At 72.8% G+C, this 16,269-nt stretch carries 13 protein-coding genes; 5 read left to right on the forward strand and 8 right to left on the reverse strand.

What is annotated here, in order from left to right; all coding sequences use genetic code 11:
- Positions 1-437: 437 nt before the first annotated feature.
- The 6 genes from ACIBSV_RS21105 to ACIBSV_RS21130 all read right to left on the reverse strand — a co-directional run bounded on the left by ACIBSV_RS21105 (position 438) and on the right by ACIBSV_RS21130 (position 7,284).
- Positions 438-1,583 (reverse strand): RNA polymerase sigma factor, encoded by a 1,146-nt coding sequence (locus ACIBSV_RS21105; RefSeq protein ID WP_395865290.1) that lies wholly within the window; start codon positions 1,581-1,583, stop codon positions 438-440.
- Between the two features lie 8 nt (positions 1,584-1,591).
- Positions 1,592-1,999, reverse strand: a complete 408-nt coding sequence (locus tag ACIBSV_RS21110) for a YciI family protein (protein WP_395865128.1) — start codon at positions 1,997-1,999, stop codon at positions 1,592-1,594.
- Positions 2,000-2,138: 139 nt separating this feature from the next.
- Complete coding sequence (locus tag ACIBSV_RS21115) at positions 2,139-2,741, reverse strand: tyrosine-protein phosphatase (RefSeq protein WP_395865130.1); 603 nt, start codon at positions 2,739-2,741, stop codon at positions 2,139-2,141.
- A gap of 284 nt (positions 2,742-3,025) precedes the next feature.
- The gene (locus ACIBSV_RS21120) at positions 3,026-3,937 is read right to left on the reverse strand and encodes a hypothetical protein (protein WP_395865132.1); all 912 of its coding nucleotides are present in this window, start codon (positions 3,935-3,937) and stop codon (positions 3,026-3,028) included.
- Complete coding sequence (locus ACIBSV_RS21125) at positions 3,934-6,078, reverse strand: PEP/pyruvate-binding domain-containing protein (RefSeq protein WP_395865134.1); 2,145 nt, start codon at positions 6,076-6,078, stop codon at positions 3,934-3,936. The genes ACIBSV_RS21120 and ACIBSV_RS21125 overlap by 4 nt, the downstream gene beginning before the upstream one ends.
- A 294-nt stretch (positions 6,079-6,372) precedes the next feature.
- Entirely contained in the window at positions 6,373-7,284 is a 912-nt protein-coding gene (locus ACIBSV_RS21130; protein WP_395865136.1) for a class I SAM-dependent methyltransferase, read from the reverse strand.
- 48 nt (positions 7,285-7,332) lie between these two features.
- Here ACIBSV_RS21130 and ACIBSV_RS21135 point away from each other — a divergent pair, with 48 nt between their 5' ends.
- The 5 genes from ACIBSV_RS21135 (at position 7,333) to ACIBSV_RS21155 (ending at position 12,256) form a co-directional block, all read left to right on the forward strand.
- Positions 7,333-7,926: a helix-turn-helix domain-containing protein gene (locus tag ACIBSV_RS21135; protein ID WP_395865138.1), complete on the forward strand. Its 594-nt coding sequence runs from the start codon at positions 7,333-7,335 to the stop codon at positions 7,924-7,926.
- A 111-nt stretch (positions 7,927-8,037) separates the two neighbouring features.
- Positions 8,038-8,541: a hypothetical protein gene (locus tag ACIBSV_RS21140; RefSeq protein WP_395865140.1), complete on the forward strand. Its 504-nt coding sequence runs from the start codon at positions 8,038-8,040 to the stop codon at positions 8,539-8,541.
- Positions 8,542-8,697: 156 nt separating this feature from the next.
- Positions 8,698-9,327, forward strand: coding sequence for an RNA polymerase sigma factor (locus tag ACIBSV_RS21145; protein WP_395865142.1), 630 nt, complete (start codon positions 8,698-8,700; stop codon positions 9,325-9,327).
- Positions 9,324-10,358: a CU044_5270 family protein gene (locus ACIBSV_RS21150; RefSeq protein ID WP_395865144.1), complete on the forward strand. Its 1,035-nt coding sequence runs from the start codon at positions 9,324-9,326 to the stop codon at positions 10,356-10,358. Before ACIBSV_RS21145 ends, ACIBSV_RS21150 begins: the two co-directional genes overlap by 4 nt.
- A 5-nt stretch (positions 10,359-10,363) precedes the next feature.
- Positions 10,364-12,256: a hypothetical protein gene (locus ACIBSV_RS21155; RefSeq protein WP_395865146.1), complete on the forward strand. Its 1,893-nt coding sequence runs from the start codon at positions 10,364-10,366 to the stop codon at positions 12,254-12,256.
- A gap of 64 nt (positions 12,257-12,320) precedes the next feature.
- On the opposite strand, the gene ACIBSV_RS21160 is transcribed toward ACIBSV_RS21155, so the two are convergent.
- Positions 12,321-15,158: a hypothetical protein gene (locus ACIBSV_RS21160; protein ID WP_395865148.1), complete on the reverse strand. Its 2,838-nt coding sequence runs from the start codon at positions 15,156-15,158 to the stop codon at positions 12,321-12,323.
- Positions 15,155-16,267, reverse strand: a complete 1,113-nt coding sequence (locus ACIBSV_RS21165) for an AAA family ATPase (RefSeq protein WP_395865150.1) — start codon at positions 16,265-16,267, stop codon at positions 15,155-15,157. Before ACIBSV_RS21165 ends, ACIBSV_RS21160 begins: the two co-directional genes overlap by 4 nt.
- Positions 16,268-16,269 lie beyond the last annotated feature (2 nt).

The following is a 16,269-nucleotide window of genomic DNA, read 5'->3' on the forward strand; positions in this document are numbered from 1 at the left end:
GGCGGCGACGGCGCGAAGGCGCACGTCTCGGCGCCCCACGGGCGGCCAGGGTCAACGCTGGAGAAAGGCCGCGTCGGACGGATCGGCCGGCGCGGGGCGCGGCGCGGAAGGCGGCTCGGGGCGGCGCGAGGGGCAGCGGGGCGGCGAGGGGCAACCGGGCGACCGGCCCGGTCCGGCCCGCCGGGACGTGCGGTGTCGGAGCGGACCGCTACATTCTTCAGGCTGCCGGAGACTTGCCCCCCAACCAGGTCCGGCGGCGAGACGAACGGTCCGCCGCCCCCAGGCGCACCCCTCGCGGGGCGGCGGACCGTTCAAGCCCGCAGGCTTCGACCGTACGCCGACCGTTCCGGCCCCGAGGCCGCGAGGGCCGCGCCGAATACCGCGGGACGATCCCGACGCAATCCGACGCGACCCCGGCGCGACCCCGGCGCGACCCGTCAGCGACCTCGGCGGGAGTTGAGCCGGGCGGCCTGGCGCGTCAGGTGGTCGCGTTCGGCGAGGTTGGACGCCTTGTGGGCCGCCTCGGCGTACAGCCGTGCCGCCGTCGCCGGGTCGCCGTCGCGCTCGTGCAGGTACGCCGCCACCGCGGTGTGCCGAGGCAGCGAGTCCTCCAGCGCCGCGAGCGCCGCCAGGCCCGCGCGCGGTCCGTCGGCCTCGCCGACGGCGACCGCGCGGTTGAGCCGGACCACGGGGCTGTCGGTCAGGCGCACGAGTTCGTCGTACCACTCGAGAATCTGCACCCAGTCGGTCTCCTCGGCGGTGGGCGCGTCGGCGTGCAGCGCCGCGATCGCGGCCTGGGCCTGGAACTCGCCCAGCCGGTCCCGGGCGAGCGCCGCCTGGAGGATCACGACGCCCTCGGCGATCGACGTGGTGTCCCACCGACCGCGGTCCTGCTCGGCGAGCGGCACCAGGCTCCCGTCCGGCGCGGTACGGCCGGCCCGCCGGGCGTGGTGGAGCAGCATCAGGGCGAGCAGCCCGGCGACCTCGGGGTGGTCGATCGCGGCGGCGAGTTGCCGGGTGATCCGGATGGCCTCGGCGGCGAGGTCGACGTCGCCGGAGTAGCCCTCGTTGAAGACCAGGTAGAGCACACGAACCACGGTGGCGACGTCGCCGGGCCGGTCGAACCGCACGCCGGAGACGGTGCGCTTGGCCCGGCTGATGCGCTGCGCCATGGTCGCCTCGGGCACCAGGTAGGCCTGGGCGATCTGGCGGGTGGTCAGCCCGCCGACCGCGCGCAGCGTGAGCGCGACCGCGGAGGAGGGCGTCAGCGAGGGGTGGGCGCACAGGAAGTAGAGCTGGACGGTGTCGTCCGCCGCGGGCGCGGGCCCGGGTGCCGGCTCCTCGTCGACGCGGTCCTCGCGCCGACGGCGGGCGGCATCCGAGCGGGTGGCGTCCAGGAACTTGCGCCAGGCCACCGTGACCAACCAGCCCTTCGCATCTCGCGGCCGGTCGGCCGGCCAGACGCGGAGTGCCTCGACCAGGGCGTCCTGGACGGCGTCCTCGGCTGCCGCGAAGTCGGCTCCGCGGCGCACGAGGACGGCGAGTACGCCCGGCGTGAGGCTCCGGAGCAGGGCTTCGTCCATCGGTGGGGTCACTCCGTGACGGTGGGGTGCGTGCCCAGAAACGGGCGCAGTTCCAGCCATTCGTGGATCGGGCGCCCGCCCGCCCCGGGGGCGGCCGACAACTCCCCGGCCAGTTCGACGGCGCGCTCGTAGCTCTCGACGTCGATCACCATCCACCCGGCGATCAGGTCCTTGGTCTCGGCGAACGGACCGTCGGTGACCGGCGGGCGCCCCTCGCCGTCGTACCGCACGAACGTCCCCTCCGGGGCGAGCGCCCGACTGTCCACGAACTCGCCGGTCTCCTCCAACCGGGCCGCGAAGTCGTTCATGTACTTCACGTGCGCCGAGATCTCCTCCGGCGTCCACTTCTCCATCGGCACGTCGTTGACCGAGGCCGGAGCGCCGCGGTAGTGCTTGAGCAACAGGTACTTGGCCATCGTGTTTCTCCTCGGTGTGATGCGACCCATTGTGGTCGCCTGCACACCGGGGACGGAGCCGGTCACGCGCTCTCGACATCATCGGCCGAACTTTTTTCGGCCCTTGCGGAGAACGATGCCGTCCGGGGGTGATGTGGGGCTACATCGACGCCTTGATCCGCCGCGGGGCGTCCAGGATGCGGCTGATGATCTGGATCACGAGCGGCGGCTGTTCGCTGCCGTTCCGGTCGTTGCCCAGGATGTAGTAGACCTGCTCGACCGAGGGGGGTCCGACGGCCAGCGCCTGGCGCGCGGCCTGCTGGGAGGTGGCCTCGCCGGTCCGCACGGAGTAGGCGGCCGTCATCGCGCCGGTCCGGCCGACGCCCGCACCACAGTGCACGAACACCGGTCCGTCGGAGGTCTGCACGATCCGCAGGAAATCGTCGACCTGGGCCTGGGTGGGAGTCTGACCGTCCCGGATCGGCAGCCGTTCCAGCTTCAGTCCGGCCTGCGCCGGACGCTCCAGGTCGGCCTGGCTCATCTTCTCCGCGCGCAGGTCCACGACGGTCCGCACGCCGCGGTCGGCGAGCTCCCGGTATCCGGGGACACCCGGAGCGGAACCGCGCCACACCTTGTCGTCCACCTGCTTGACGTGGTTCATCCCGGCGATCGAACTGCCCGAGGATTCGCCCTGCTGGGCGACCGCGTGCGCGCCCAGCATGCCCAGGACCGACACCAGCCAGATCACGCCGTAAGCGAGCACGGCGACGAGTACGTACTTCAGAACCCGTCGAGTCGTGCGCCGCCGGGGACCGGCGGGCGCGGCCGAAGGGGCTCCGGCGGCAGGTGTGGCAGGCGTGGGGGAGAAGGCGGAACGCGTGAGGACCTTGGGTCCGGACAAGTGGAATCACCGTCGATGTTTGCGGGCTACGGGCAACGTCCCGGGCCCTGGGGAACCGACGGGTCGTACTTCAAGGTTAACCGATCGATCTCAAGATATTAGTAACAATATTGATTTAACGGTAAAAAGCCTCAAATCAACCATTTTCAGGGTCGCGGTGGCGCCTGCCCCTCGCCCACGATCTCGGCGCGCGCGTGGAAGGCCCTCGTGTCCTGGAGACACCCGCGCAGCCGCATCATGTCGTGGTCGTTGAGCGCCGGCCGCACGACGCCCACCCACACATCGGTGTCGAGGCGGCCGAGCAGGGCGTACTCGGGTCGGGCCCCGGTGGAGCTGCGGCAGCCCTCCCACAGCTCGCGTGCGGCCACCTCGCGGGCGATCTCGCGCTCCTCGCGGGAGATCACCCGGAACACCACGGTGCTGGCGACCGACTCGGGCGGCCCCTCGGACCGGCTCTCGGTGGCGTCCGCCAAGCGGTCGACCGCGAGGGCGAGCAGGACTGCCGCGAGCACGGCGCCGGCGACCACCGCGACCGCGCGCACCCGGCGGGCGGGTGCGACGGCGGGTCGATCCTCCAGTTGTGGCTCGACGCCGAGGGCCTGGTCGTCGGCCGGTGCGTTCAGGGCCACCAACCGCCGGGCCAGCATCCCGCTCGAGACCGGATGCGAGGTCAGCCGCGCGATCCGCTGGATCACCCAGGCGACCCCGGAGAGCACGACGCCCGCGGCCAGCAGGACGGGCACGAACACGTGGTGGGTGTCACGGCTGTCCATGCGTTCGGCGTCCAGCCAACGAAACCGGCCCGTCCCGGTCTCGTCGCGCGCCTGCTCCAACCGCCGCCCGGCCTCCTCGGTACGCTCGTCCGCCTCCCCCAGGTGCCGCTCCAGCCGGGCGATCCGGCCGAGCAGCACGGCCGCGACGACCAGGATCTCCACGATCACGAAGATCAACAGGCAGAAGACCGCCCGGTTCCACTCCCACCGGTACAGGTAGACCACCGCGTAGCACGCCGACGCGGCTCCGGCGATGCCGCCGAACAGAAACGCCAGGTACCTCACGCGCCCGCTCCCTTCCCGGACCCCGCCCCCACCCCACGCTCCCCGTCCCCGGCGCCCTCGACGTCCGCGTCCGCTCCGTCCGCCGCCGGTCGCCCCGCGTCGGCGGGAGAAGTCACCAGGCCGGTGCCGCCGTCCACCGTGAGTGTCGTCCCGGGTACGAACCGGTCCACCGCGCCGACCACGCCGACGGCGGTGGGAACGCGGCGTTCGCGGGCCAGGACGGCCAGGTGCGATAGCGGGCTACCGGTCTCGGACACCAGTCCGGCCAGGCCCGGCAGCAGCGCGGCCAGTGCCGGGTCGAGGACACGCACCACCAGCACCGCGTGCTCGGGCCGTGCACCGCCACCGTCCCAGACCGTGCCCGTACCGGTACCGCCGCCCGCGCCCCGGCCGCCGTCGCCGCGACCGGTCCGGGTCGGCGCCGCGACGGGCCGACCCTCGACCAGGCGGAACGCGGCGGGCAGCGGTGGCCGGTCCGGCCTGGGCACCCGGGCGGGCAGGTCGGCCGGGAGGTCGGCGCCACCGGCTGCCGCGACCAGTTCGCTCCAGCGCAACCGCGCCACCTGGGCCGGATCCTCGATCAGACCGGCCGTCGCGAGCCGGGCGGCGAACTCGCGCACCATGCCCACCTGCATCTCCTGCACCCACCGGATCCGCAGCCGCAGTCCCTCCCGGAACGGCAGCGTGCCCACTCCCCTGGGCGCGCCCGTCCAGCCGGTGCGCCCGGGCAGCCGACGCGCGCGATGCAGCGACGGCGGAAACAGCGCCAGCAGGACCGGGTGGTCCGCCACCAGGTCCGCGTCGGATCTGCCCGCCGTACGCCCCTCGGACAGCACGGCCAGGGCCTCGCCGGCGAGCGTGGCGCCCGCACCGCCGCCCAGGAGCGCCCCGGCCAGCGCCTCCTGCGCGTGCAGCGCCGACAGGGCCCGGCGACCCCACGACGCGGCGGACACGAGCCGCCCGCCGAGCATCTCGCCGGGCGCCGGGAACTCGGCGAGCCGGCGATCGACGTCGGCCATCAGGTCCAGCGCGAGCAGGGGCAGCGCGGATCGCAGGCGTCCCACCCGCCACGCCGCTCCGGCCGCACGGGCACCGGGTGCGGGGTTGAGGATGTCGAGAACGGGGTGCGGCGAGGGCACGGTGCCCAGCAGGCGCAGATCGGCCACCGCCAGGCCGTCGACGGTGCGCACGACCGGGACGGTGCGCAGCCGGCGCCTGGGAGCGGTGCCCGTGACGTCGAGGGCGACGGCCAGGCCGTGCGCCATCGGCGCCACCCACAGGTCCTCCTCCAGTGGTTGCAGGACGTCCGGCAGGGTCTCGGCCACCGGCCCGGGCCCCAGCAGTCGCGCGCCCCGCGCGGGCCGCGCGCTCATCGCGGTGATCGGGCGGGACTGGAACAGCCACAGACGGTCGTCGGCGTCGAAGCCGAACTCCATGTCCTGCGGCGCGCCGAACAGGCGCCCGGTCTGCCCGGCGAGCACGACGAGCCGATGCAACCGGCGCCGGCCCAGTACATGCCGACCCGACGGCTCGGCGGGACGCGTGGGCAGCCGACGGCCGCGGCGGGTGAGCCGGTAGTGCACGCCGTCGCTACGCCCGTCCACGAGCCGGGCGGGGCTGCCCGGCACCGCGCTGATCAGGATGTGGTCCTCGCGCCCTTCGACGGGATCGGCCCCGAACATCACCCCGCCGGCGACCGGGTACGACATCGGCTGGACCAGAACGGCCATGCCGTCGCCCCCGGTGCCGTCTCCGGGCAGGTCCGGGTCGGCGGCCCGCGCCGAATCGAGGACCGTGTCCACCGCCGCGGTGAAGGCGTCCCAGCCGCGCACGTCCGCGACCGTCGCAAAACGCCCGGCCATGGAGGAGGTCGCGGTGTCCTCGTGTACCGAGGACGACCGCACGATCAGCGACCGGGAACCGCCCTCGGCCAGCGTGTGCCAGGCGCGACGCAACGACTCCTCGCCGTGCGGGGCATCGGGGGCGCGGGTGGCCGGGACGAGCACGAACCCCGGCAGGACGGGCAGGCCGGCGGCCGCGGCGCGGGCCAGTTGGGCGGCCTTGCCGCCGGTCAGCCGCGGATCGTGGGCCCGCTCGGCCTCCAACGGCACGACGACCAGCCGGTTCGCCTCGACCGCCATGGCGGGCTCCTTCCGCCGCCGGTGCCTGCACCGGTTCCGCTTGCGGTGCTCAGTACCGAGTTCCGCTTGCGGTGCTCAGTACCGAGTTCCGCTTCCGGTGCTCGTGCCGACCGGTTCCGGTGCTCCCGAGCGGAACGGAGCGTCCCGGGCACACGGCCGACGGGCCGTACCGACATCTCGACATTCAAGCTTCCCTCTCCGTCCGCACATCGGGCAATCCGACGGGTGGAAACCGGCCAGGGCACCGCGCGACGAAACGGCGGCACCGTGGGCGCGTCGGCGTCCGGGGCGGACTCAGGGACGGCGGGCCGCCCAGACCGTACGGCTGCTCCGCAGCGTCAGGTCGTGGCGGTTCGGGAGCGCGCCGGGGTGGTCCTGCGTCAACAGGAGGTCGAGCACGTCCAGGTCGTCGGCGGCCACCCGGCCCTCGACGGCGACCCGGAAGGCGGCGAACTGGCGCCGCGCGTACCGCCTCGCGGCGGGCGGCGCCGGGCTCGCCTCGACGGTGAAGGTGCGCTGCGCGACCGGCTCGAAGCCGGCCCGTTCCAGGTGTGGCCGCCAATCGGGGTGCGCGTTCCAGCCCGCTCGCGCCGCCGCCTCGTGGCAGCGGGTCTCCAGCCCTGGGCGGCCGACGCCGATGTCGTCCGGCAGGAAGCGCGGCAGCGCGTCCATCTCGACGACAGCCAGCACGCCGCCGGGGTTCAACGCGCCGTGGATGTCGCGGAGCACCCGGTCCGGGTCGGCGACGTGGTGCATCGAGGAGGCCGCCCACGCGACGTCGACGGCGTCGACGGACGGCCAGGCGACGTCCAGGTCGGCCGACACGACGCGCAGCCGATCCGTGAGTCCCGCGCCGTGTGCGGTCGCGCGCAGGCGGTCGCGCAGCGCGGGCGACCGGTCGATCGCGACGATCTCGGCCGCCTCGAATCGCCGGGCCAGCGCCAGGGTCCCGGTACCGGTGCCCGCGCCCACGTCGGCGACCCGCTTCGGTGCGTCGGGGCCGTGCCGCCCGACCCAGTCGGTCATCTCGTCGAGCAGCGACCCGAGCATCTCGGCGTCCAGGTCCAGCATGTCCGCCGACGCCGACTCGTCGTGCCCCGTGGCCCCGTCACCGTGGTCGTGGTCGTGGTCGTGCCGGGGCCGGTCCTGCTGCTGATGGTGCTCGTGGTTCCGGTGGTGGCCGTGCCGATCCGAGTGCGTTTCCATGGCCTCACGATAGGCACATTCATGCGCGCGACACATATACTCTTGCCTATGGCGCAAGAAGAAGTAGGCCTGGACAACATCGTCCGCCACCGCATTCGCGGCCTGCGACTCGCCCGTGGCTGGTCGCTGGACGCCCTCGCCGCCCGCTGCCACCTGAGCCCGTCCAACCTGAGCCGGATCGAGACCGGGCACCGCCGGATCGCTCTGGACCAATTGGTGGGCATCGCCCGCGCGCTGGACACCACGCTCGACCAACTCGTCGAATCCGCCGACGACGAGGATGTGGTGATCCGCCCCGAGCCTTGTCACACGCAGGGCATGACCAGTTGGCTGTTGTCGAACGAACGCTCGCTGCACGGGGTCACCGTGGCCAAGCTGCGGATCACCCCCGACCGGCCGACCGGAACCGAACACCTCAAGGTGCATCCGGGCCGCGAGTGGTTCACCGTCCTGTCCGGCACGGCCCGGCTGCAACTGGGCGAGCGCACCATCATGATCCAGGCCGGCAACGCGGCCGAGTTCTCCACCATGACGCCGCATTCCGTCGGCGCGCACGACGGTCCCGTCGAACTGCTGATCATCCTCGACCACAACGGGGAACGCACCCACCTGCCGTCCGCCGGCCGGACGCCGAAACCCTGACACCGACCGCGCGACACCTCGGCGTGCCGCGACCGGGCGCCGTCCGCCGCCGGATTCCACCCGCCCGCCGGCGGCACAGCGACCTGTCGCGTGGTCGCTCGTTCACCGGGCATGAGCAACCACGCGCCACCGCCCGGCGACTCCCCCACCTCCGCCGACGCCCGTATCTCGCCCGAGCAGCACGCCGCCCTGGAGCGGGTCACCGCCGCCGGCGAGCGGGCCGGCGCGTGGCTGTGCGCGCACGGTCGCCCGGGCGGCCCCGCGTGGGCGCTCGCCGGCGCGATCGAGCACGTCCTGCGCAGCCTGCACGTCGGCGAGCCCACCGGCCCCGGGCCGGACCGGCCGCCACACCCCGGCGTCGACGCCGACCTGCTCCTGTACCTGGACCCCTACGCGAGCCCGGCCGGCCCCGTCCTCGGCGCCGTCCCGCTGACCGCCGCCGAGACCGTCGCCGTCATCACCGCGGCCGGCTGCGCCCGGATCGCCCCCGAGGCGATGTCCCGCGCCGACTGGGCGGCCCAACTGCACGTCCTGGCCGACGCGATCGACGATGCCCTGGAGCACGCCGACCGGCCCGCCCACTCCTCGGCCCCCGGACCTCGACACGCGGAGTGAACCCGCCTGCGGCGCGGCGCGGGCCACCGACTCCGATCTCCCGCACGTCCCGGAGCCCGCGACCGTGCGCCGGCGCCGACCGACGCCGGCCCCCACCGTGGCTGTACCGTGATCCGGATCACGGGAACCCGACCCTTCGCGCGGACAACTCGGCATGTGAACCATTCGACGCACGCGGCGATCCGCGCCGGCGATCCGGTCGCCTTTCGCGAGTTGTACCAGGACCACCACCGGGTGGTGTACGCGCACGCCTACCGCGTCACCGGGGACTGGGCGGCGTCCGAGGACGTCGTCTCGCTCACGTTCCTGGAGGCGTGGCGGCTGCGTGAGCGATTGCGGGACGAGGGCGAAACCCCGCGTCCCTGGTTGATGGGCATCGCGATCAACGTGCTGCGCAACCGTAATCGGGCCGCGCGAAGACATCGACACGCGATGGCAAGGTCGCCCGCGCACACGGTCGTTCCCGACATCGCCGACGCGGTCGTCACCCGCATCGACGACGGCGAACGATTGGCCGCCGCGCGTGCCGCGCTGGGCCGGCTCCGGCGCACCGACCGCGAGGTCTTCCTGTTGTGCGTGTGTTCGGAACTGACCTACGCCGAGGCCGCGCACGCGTTGGGCCTGCCGGTGGGGACCGTACGCTCCCGCCTGTCCCGGGCCCGGGTCAGGTTGCGCGCCTTGGCCGACGAGGAACTTCGGTCCGTCCGGGCCCCCTTCCTCTCCCGCGTCGCCACCGCCGCACGTCCCGCGCCCGTTCCGACGATCCTCCGGGAGCCGACCCGATGAAGTACGACGTGCCCGCACCCGAAGAGCCCACCATGTCCGGCGAGTCCACCGAGTCCGTCTCGACCGACCGCGCCCGACCGGCCGGCGACCCGACCGAGCGCGCCCTGGTCGGGGATGCCCGGCCGACCCCCGCTCGGCAACGGCTGCTCGAGGAACACCTGATGCGCGCGATCACCGCCGACGCCGCGCGCACGGCCGCGCCCCGCCGACGTGCCCGGCGGCTGTTGGCGCCGATCGGCGCGATGGTCGCGGTCGGCGCCGTGGCCGCCGCCGTGTTCCTGGTCGCGGCGCCGGACCCCACGACCCGGCGGCCCGCGCAGACCGCCGCCGCGCCCGACGCGTCCGCGGTGCCACGGCCCGGGCAGGTCCTGTACGTCGAACTCGAAACGTCCTCGTGGTCCGCTGTCGACGGGGTTCCGGTGGAGATCCCGCCGCATGCCCGCAAGGAGTGGTTCGCCCAGGACGGTCGTCGGTGGTTCCTGGACGAACCCGGCTCCCCCGTCTCCGGGTTGGTCCTCAACGATCGGCCGATGCGGTGGAACTACGCGGAGTTGGCCGCGCTGCCCGCGACCCCGGAGGCGGTGTCGGCGGCGCTTCGCGGGCGCGACGCGTGGCCCGGGGGCGGCAAGGTCGATCCGGATCAGGCCGTCTTCGACGAGATCCGGAACATCCTCGACCAAGGTGTGCTGCCGCCGGGAATCGCCGAGGCGCTGTACGAGGTGGCGGCCCGTACGCCGGGCGTGGTGGCCGTCGCCGACGCGGTGGACGGACGGGGCCGGCGTGGGATCGGGCTGAACCGTACCGATCCGGTCACCAACATACGCGGGGAACTGGTCTTCGAAAGGGGCAGCCGGGTCTTCCTGGGCACGCGGGGCGTGCTCGCGACGCCCGGCGAAAATCACCCGAACGGGACGGTGATGTGGGAAACGACCGTGCTGAAGCGCGACATAGTCGACATCATACCCGGCGACCCGGTAGCCGAGGTCACCGGATCGCGCTCACCCTCGACCACTTCCCACCGGCGACCGTAAGCGGCATGGCCCGCACCCTCGGCGGGCGCGACACCGCCCCGCCGGCCGCCCCGCCCACCGCACCGGAACGCAAGGACGACATGAACCGCGCCACCATGCCCATCCATATGTCCGACACCGCCCGGGCCTCCGCCGTGCCGACCGAGCCCGCCCGCGAGGACCCGCATACCGGGCGCCGGTTCCGGATCGCGGACCGACTCGCCATCGCCCTGCCCCTGCTGGTGGTGGCGGTGATGGGGTGGCACCGTCGGTGGATCACCGACGACGGTCTGATCTACGTGCGCGCGGCCCGGGAGATCGCGGCCGGCAACGGTCCCGTGTACAGCCCCGGCGAGCGGGTGGAGACCTCGACGGGCACCCTGTGGCAGTGGCTGCTGGCGCTGCCGGCCCTGCTCACGCCGGGCGACCCGGCCCGGACCGCCGTGTACGCCGGGCTCGTGTTGTCGATCGCCGGGGTGTGGCTCGCCCTCGCGGGCACCCGCCGTTTCCTGCGCGCCGAGACCGGACGGTACCTGGTCCCGGCCGGTGCGCTGGTGTTCGTCGCGCTGCCCCCGGTCTGGGACTTCGCCACGTCGGGACTGGAAACCGGACTGGCGACGGCCTGGATCGGGCTCTCCTGGCGGTTGCTCGTCACATGCGGCCCGAACGCCGCGACGACCGGGCGGGTCCTGGGGATCGCGGTGGTGTTCGGACTCGGTCCGCTGATCCGCCCCGAACTGGCGGCGACCTCGCTCGTGTTCCTGGTCGCCATGGCGATGGCGACACGGTTGCCCCGGCGGGCCACGCTCGCGGTATGCGTGTGCGCCGGCCTGTTGCCCGGTCTGTATCAGGTCTTCCGGATGGGCTACTACGGCCTGCCCTACCCGATGCCCGCCGTCACCAAGAGTGCGACCCGGCAGTTGTGGGGGCGCGGTTTCGACTACCTCGTCGACTTCGCCGATCCCTACCGGTTGTGGATTCCGGCCGTGCTGGTGCTGTTGCTCGTCGCCGCGCTCCTGGTCCGGCGCGGCCCGCGCGAGCGACGTACCTGGATCCTCGGCGCGGCGCCGGTCGTCGCCGCGGCGGTGCAGGGCCTGTACGTGCTCCGGGTCGGCGGGGACTTCATGCACGGGCGGATGTGGTTGCCGGTGCTGATGCTTGCCCTGCTGCCGATCCTGCTGGTTCCCGTCGACCGGCGCGTGGGGGTCCTGGTCGTCCTGGTCCCGGTCTGGGCCACGTGGTGCGGCTTCGCTCTGCGCTCCGGTCTGGTGACCACGGACGGTCCCCGGGCCGGTGTGTACCAGACCTGGAACGAACGTATGGTGTACGTGAACTGGACCCGCACCCCGAACCCCACCACGTCGCACGCGCACAGCGCGACGCTGCCGGGACTGCGCGCGGAACTGTTCCGGATGGATGCCGACGGCAGGCGCATGCTCGTGCCGGACGGCAACTACCTCGCCGACGCCGCCGCGTTGCCGCCGCTTCCCTTGCGCGCCGACCTGCCGGCGAGGGAGGGGGTAGTCATGGGGCGGCTCGGTGTCGGTGGCGTGGTCACCCCGCTGCGCGGGATCGTGGTCGACGTGTGGGGTCTGGGCAACACGGTGGGCGCGCACATCGAACAGACCGAGCACGTGGCCGCCGGGCACGAGAAACTCCTCCCGCTCGCCTGGAACATCGCCCTGTACGTCGATTCCGCCGCGTGGGCCCGGATTCCCGCGCATGTGGTCCCGATCGAGGACATCCGCGCGGCCCGGGCGGCGCTGGACTGCGGTGACCTGAAGGAACTCCTGCGATCGAGTACCGAGCCCATGTCGCCCGGCCGCTTCCTGCGCAACCTCACCGGATCCTTCGACCGCGCTACCCTGACCATCCCGCCCGACCCCAAGGCCGCCGAACGCAAGTTCTGCGCCCGCTGAGCCCGCTCTCCGACGGCAGACCCGGGCGGCGACTTCGCGACGCGCGCCGCCGCCCGGGTCGGGTTCACGAGCCGTCGAGCAGCACGGCCAGGGCCGTCGCCGCGTCCGGGTGGCGGTCGACCAACACCGCGCCCGGCGCACCCTGTTCCGCTGCCTCCCACGGATCGTCGCAGCCCAGCAACCGTGCCACCGCATCGCATGTGGCGGGGTGCGCGGTGAGCAGCGCGAGGCCGCCGGCGCCGCCTCCACGCCGCGCCGAGAACCGGGCCGGCGGCACCGATGGCGCAAGCCACGGCGGCACCCACTCGTCCAGTGCCCGCAGCCGACCCGGGAAGATCCGTCCCGCCTCGCGGATCAGCAGCGGCGCCAACTCGGCGCCGCCGGATCGCAACGTACCGATCAGCGTCGGCAACCACGGAAGCAGCAACGGGTCGGGCAGTCGGGCGAAGGCGTTCGACACCGCCTCCACCACGAAGTCGGTCAGCCCGGGCACCGGCTCCAGCGCGTGCACGAAGCCACTGAGGTAGTGCGGATAGGCGGGCAGCACCATCGGGTTGTCGAGCATGTCGTCGCACCGCGCACGCAGGTCCGCGCGCGAGAGCACGCCCAACTGCACCTGCGCCGCCCACAACAACGCCACCTTCGCGGGCTCCTCGGGGTGCGACTGCCCGACCGCCAACTCCAGTTGGGTGCGGTCGCAGCCCAGCGACAGCGCCAGGGTCTCCATGCTGAACAGGAAGCCCAGCATCGCCGCGACCTGACGCACGCCGGCGTCCTCGTCGGTGAACGCCGTCGGCAACAGGGTGCAGTAGTGCGCGTACCCGGTCTTGACGAACGACTCGATCCACGCCGGGAGCACCGGTTCACTCGTCCGGTAGTAGGCGAGCAACCGCCTTACCCGGCGCAATACTTCCGGTGCCCCGTCGACGCTGCGTTCGGTCGCCAGGACTTCCAGCGCGCGGGTACCCAACTCGTCGGCCAGGCGGCGGCCACGCAGGTACAGCGTGGCGTCCTCGACCGCCTCCAGGACGGTCGCCGCGGTCGCGTGCGGGCCGTACGCCGTCCGGCGCAGCCGCTGCTCCAGCACCTGTTCGATGCTGACGCCCTCGTAGCCGAGTTCGATCAGGGCGCGCTGGTGGGTGCCCAGCGACAGGTCCCACGATTCCTGGATCGGTCGTTCGCCGAGTCGGCGTTCGCCCATGATCGGGCGGGCCGCGCCGGGTGGCATCAGGTAGCGGAGCATCCACAACACATCGGCGCACCGCTCCAGTTCCGGCCGGGCCGCGATGTCCAGCAACGCCCTGCGTACGCCCCGCTGTTCCAGGTTCAGTTGCAGCGGGGCGAGCCGGTCGTGCACGTCGCGGGCCAGCGGCGGCAACGCGTCGTAGCCGACCTTGCCGATCCGGTCGCCGCCCATCATGATCTCGACGATGCGGCGCACGTCGCGGCGGCCCGGCACGCTGTCCTTCTCGATGCAGGTGACCGCCGCGTCCTGGAAGTCGTACGGCGTGGGCTTGGCCCGGTCACGCATCCCGGCGAGCAGGATCGAGGTCTCGAACACCGAGATGGCGTCGGCGGTCGAGGCGAGGTAGCCGTTGCGCCGTGCGGCGCGGACCACGTCCACCGACCAGCCGAGCAGTTCGGCCTCGTCCAGGCGGTCCAGCACGGGCGGCCGGCCGAGGAAGCCGGTCAGCCGATCGGCCGCCGGAAGCGGATCGCTCGGCCCGGAGGCCGCCGGGACGACCGCCGTCGACGCGGTCGCCCGTGCGGCGCTCTTCTTGGGCTTCGCGGTCTTCTTCGCGCCCGCCTGTCCGGTGAGCCGGAACGGTGCCACGCCGGTGCGCGAGAGGTTCTTCGCCCACACCGTCGCGGCGATCGACACGGACCCTGCCGCGAGGCCGAACTGCGCCTCGATCGCGGCGTGGCTGGACGGGATCAGGCCGTGTTGCCACGTGGTCGCGGTGCGCGGGGTGATCTCGAACGTATCGGCGCCGTGCACGCCGAACTCGGCGACCCGCGAGGCCGCGTGGAACGCGCCGCAGACGTAGAGGCAGTCCGCCGGATCGGTGCCGGTCGCGGCGAGGTGTTCGCGGGTCCGGGTCCACATGTAGCGTTCGCGGTCCTCGTCCACCCGCACCCGTTGCGGATCGCCGGGGGCCAGCCGCCGGAACAGGCTGCCGATCAGCAGCATGACCTGCCGGTAGGTGTCGTGGTCGCAGTCGCCGAGCGGCAGTTCGACGTACTGGTGCCACCATTCCGACCAGTGCCGCACCCGGCCGTGGCGCAGCAGGTGCTCCTCCAGTTCGGCGAAGCGCGGGCGCAGGTCACCGATCTCCAGGCCGACGGCGTCGCCGTGCAGCGCGCTCTCCTCGTCGGCCGGCGCCGCGTCCGGGTCGGCCGGTTCGGCGGACTTGGTGCCGCGCGGTTCCCACTGGAAGACGTGGTCCGAGGAGCGGTCGACCAGGACCAGTTCGGTGCCGGGGGTGTCCAACGTGTAGGCGATCGCCTGGTATTCGGCGGACGCCTCGGTGATCGGCGCGACCACCGACAGTGGTGCCCACTCGGCCGGGAAGCCCTCGATCTCGGCGGCGAAGGACTGCACCGCGACCGGGAGGGTGCAGTTGCGCAGCTCGGTCAGCAGCGGCGCCATGTCCTCGCACAGTTCCAGGTACACCACCTTCGGCCGCTTCTCGCGCAGCCTGCGCGCCATGGCGATCGCCGAGGCGGGCGAGTGGTGGCAGACCGGGAAGATCTCCAGTGGTTCGCGCACCGCGCGGTCCACGTCGTCGACGATGCCCAGCAGGATCTCCTTGAGCGCGTCCGGCCCGTCGGCGAACGTCGCTGCGGCTTGCTCGAGTTGGCCGCGCAGGGCGTCGAACGCGCCCTCGTTCGGGCCGCTCATGACAGGCCGGCGATCGCGTGGCGACCGCCCTCCAGGAACTCCGGCCAGAGCCCGCCCTCTTCCTTCCCGCGCGGCTCGACGACGCCGTGCAGGTACTTGTTCATGATGGCCAGGTCCTCCGGCTCGCGCCGGGCCAGCGAGCCGACGAGCGAGGAGGCGAGGGTGTGCGCGGTCAGCGCGCGCTCGCCGAAGAAGTTGCTGTGCAGGATGGCGTCCTCCAGGACGCCGATCTGTTCGGCGGTGGACAACGACGACTCCAGCTTCTCGTCGTCGCTGCCGGCCGCGGCCGCCGCGGCGCGCAGGTCGGCGAAGCTCTGGAGCAGCACGTCCAGCAGCGTGGGCGGCACGTCCAGTTCGATCCGGTGCCGGCGCAGCAGTTCCTCGGTGCGGAAGCGGACGATCTCCGCCTCGCTCTTCTTGTTGGTCACCACCGGGATGCGCACGAAGTTGAACCGGCGCTTGAGCGCGGAGGAGAGGTCGTTGACGCCCCGGTCACGGCTGTTGGCGGTGGCGATGATGGAGAACCCGGGCTTGGCGAAGACGATGCTGTCGCTGTCGAGTTCGGGAACGGAGACGTACTTCTCCGACAGGATGGAGATGAGCGCGTCCTGCACGTCGCTGGTGGAGCGGGTCAGTTCCTCGAAGCGGCCGATCGCACCGCTTTCCATCGCGGTCATGATCGGCGAGGGGATCATCGATTCCCGGGACTGGCCCTTGGCGATCACCATGGACACGTTCCACGAGTACTTGATGTGGTCCTCGGTGGTGCCGGCCGTGCCCTGGACGACCAGGGTGGAGTTGCGGCAGATGGCGGCGGCCAGCAGTTCGGCCAGCCAGCTCTTGCCGGTGCCGGGGTCGCCGATCAGCAGCAGACCTCGGTCGGAGGCCAGGGTGACGATGGCTCGCTCCACGATGGAGCGGTCCCCGAACCACTTCTGTGCGATCTCGCGATCCAGGCCGTCGGAGCGCTCGGAGCCCAGCACGAACAGGCGGACCATCTTGGGGGACAGCCGCCAACTGAAGGGCTTGGGGCCGTCGTCGATCGACTCGAGCCAGTCCAGTTCCTCGGCGTACTTGATTTCGGCGGGGGCGCGCAGCAGGTCGGACATTT

This window comes from Embleya sp. NPDC050154 (genome assembly GCF_044460165.1).
Lineage (GTDB): Bacteria > Actinomycetota > Actinomycetes > Streptomycetales > Streptomycetaceae > Embleya.

What these genes read in the sequence shown, in the direction of transcription:
- ACIBSV_RS21130 (WP_395865136.1), bottom strand. Translation starts at nt 7,284, where the DNA reads ATGGAAACGCACTCGGATCGGCACGGCCACCACCGGAACCACGAGCAC.
- ACIBSV_RS21110 (WP_395865128.1), bottom strand. Translation starts at nt 1,999, where the DNA reads ATGGCCAAGTACCTGTTGCTCAAGCACTACCGCGGCGCTCCGGCCTCG.
- ACIBSV_RS21160 (WP_395865148.1), bottom strand. Translation starts at nt 15,158, where the DNA reads ATGAGCGGCCCGAACGAGGGCGCGTTCGACGCCCTGCGCGGCCAACTC.
- ACIBSV_RS21140 (WP_395865140.1), top strand. Translation starts at nt 8,038, where the DNA reads ATGAGCAACCACGCGCCACCGCCCGGCGACTCCCCCACCTCCGCCGAC.
- ACIBSV_RS21125 (WP_395865134.1), bottom strand. Translation starts at nt 6,078, where the DNA reads ATGGCGGTCGAGGCGAACCGGCTGGTCGTCGTGCCGTTGGAGGCCGAG.
- ACIBSV_RS21105 (WP_395865290.1), bottom strand. Translation starts at nt 1,583, where the DNA reads ATGGACGAAGCCCTGCTCCGGAGCCTCACGCCGGGCGTACTCGCCGTC.
- ACIBSV_RS21135 (WP_395865138.1), top strand. Translation starts at nt 7,333, where the DNA reads ATGGCGCAAGAAGAAGTAGGCCTGGACAACATCGTCCGCCACCGCATT.
- ACIBSV_RS21155 (WP_395865146.1), top strand. Translation starts at nt 10,364, where the DNA reads ATGGCCCGCACCCTCGGCGGGCGCGACACCGCCCCGCCGGCCGCCCCG.
- ACIBSV_RS21150 (WP_395865144.1), top strand. Translation starts at nt 9,324, where the DNA reads ATGAAGTACGACGTGCCCGCACCCGAAGAGCCCACCATGTCCGGCGAG.
- ACIBSV_RS21165 (WP_395865150.1), bottom strand. Translation starts at nt 16,267, where the DNA reads ATGTCCGACCTGCTGCGCGCCCCCGCCGAAATCAAGTACGCCGAGGAA.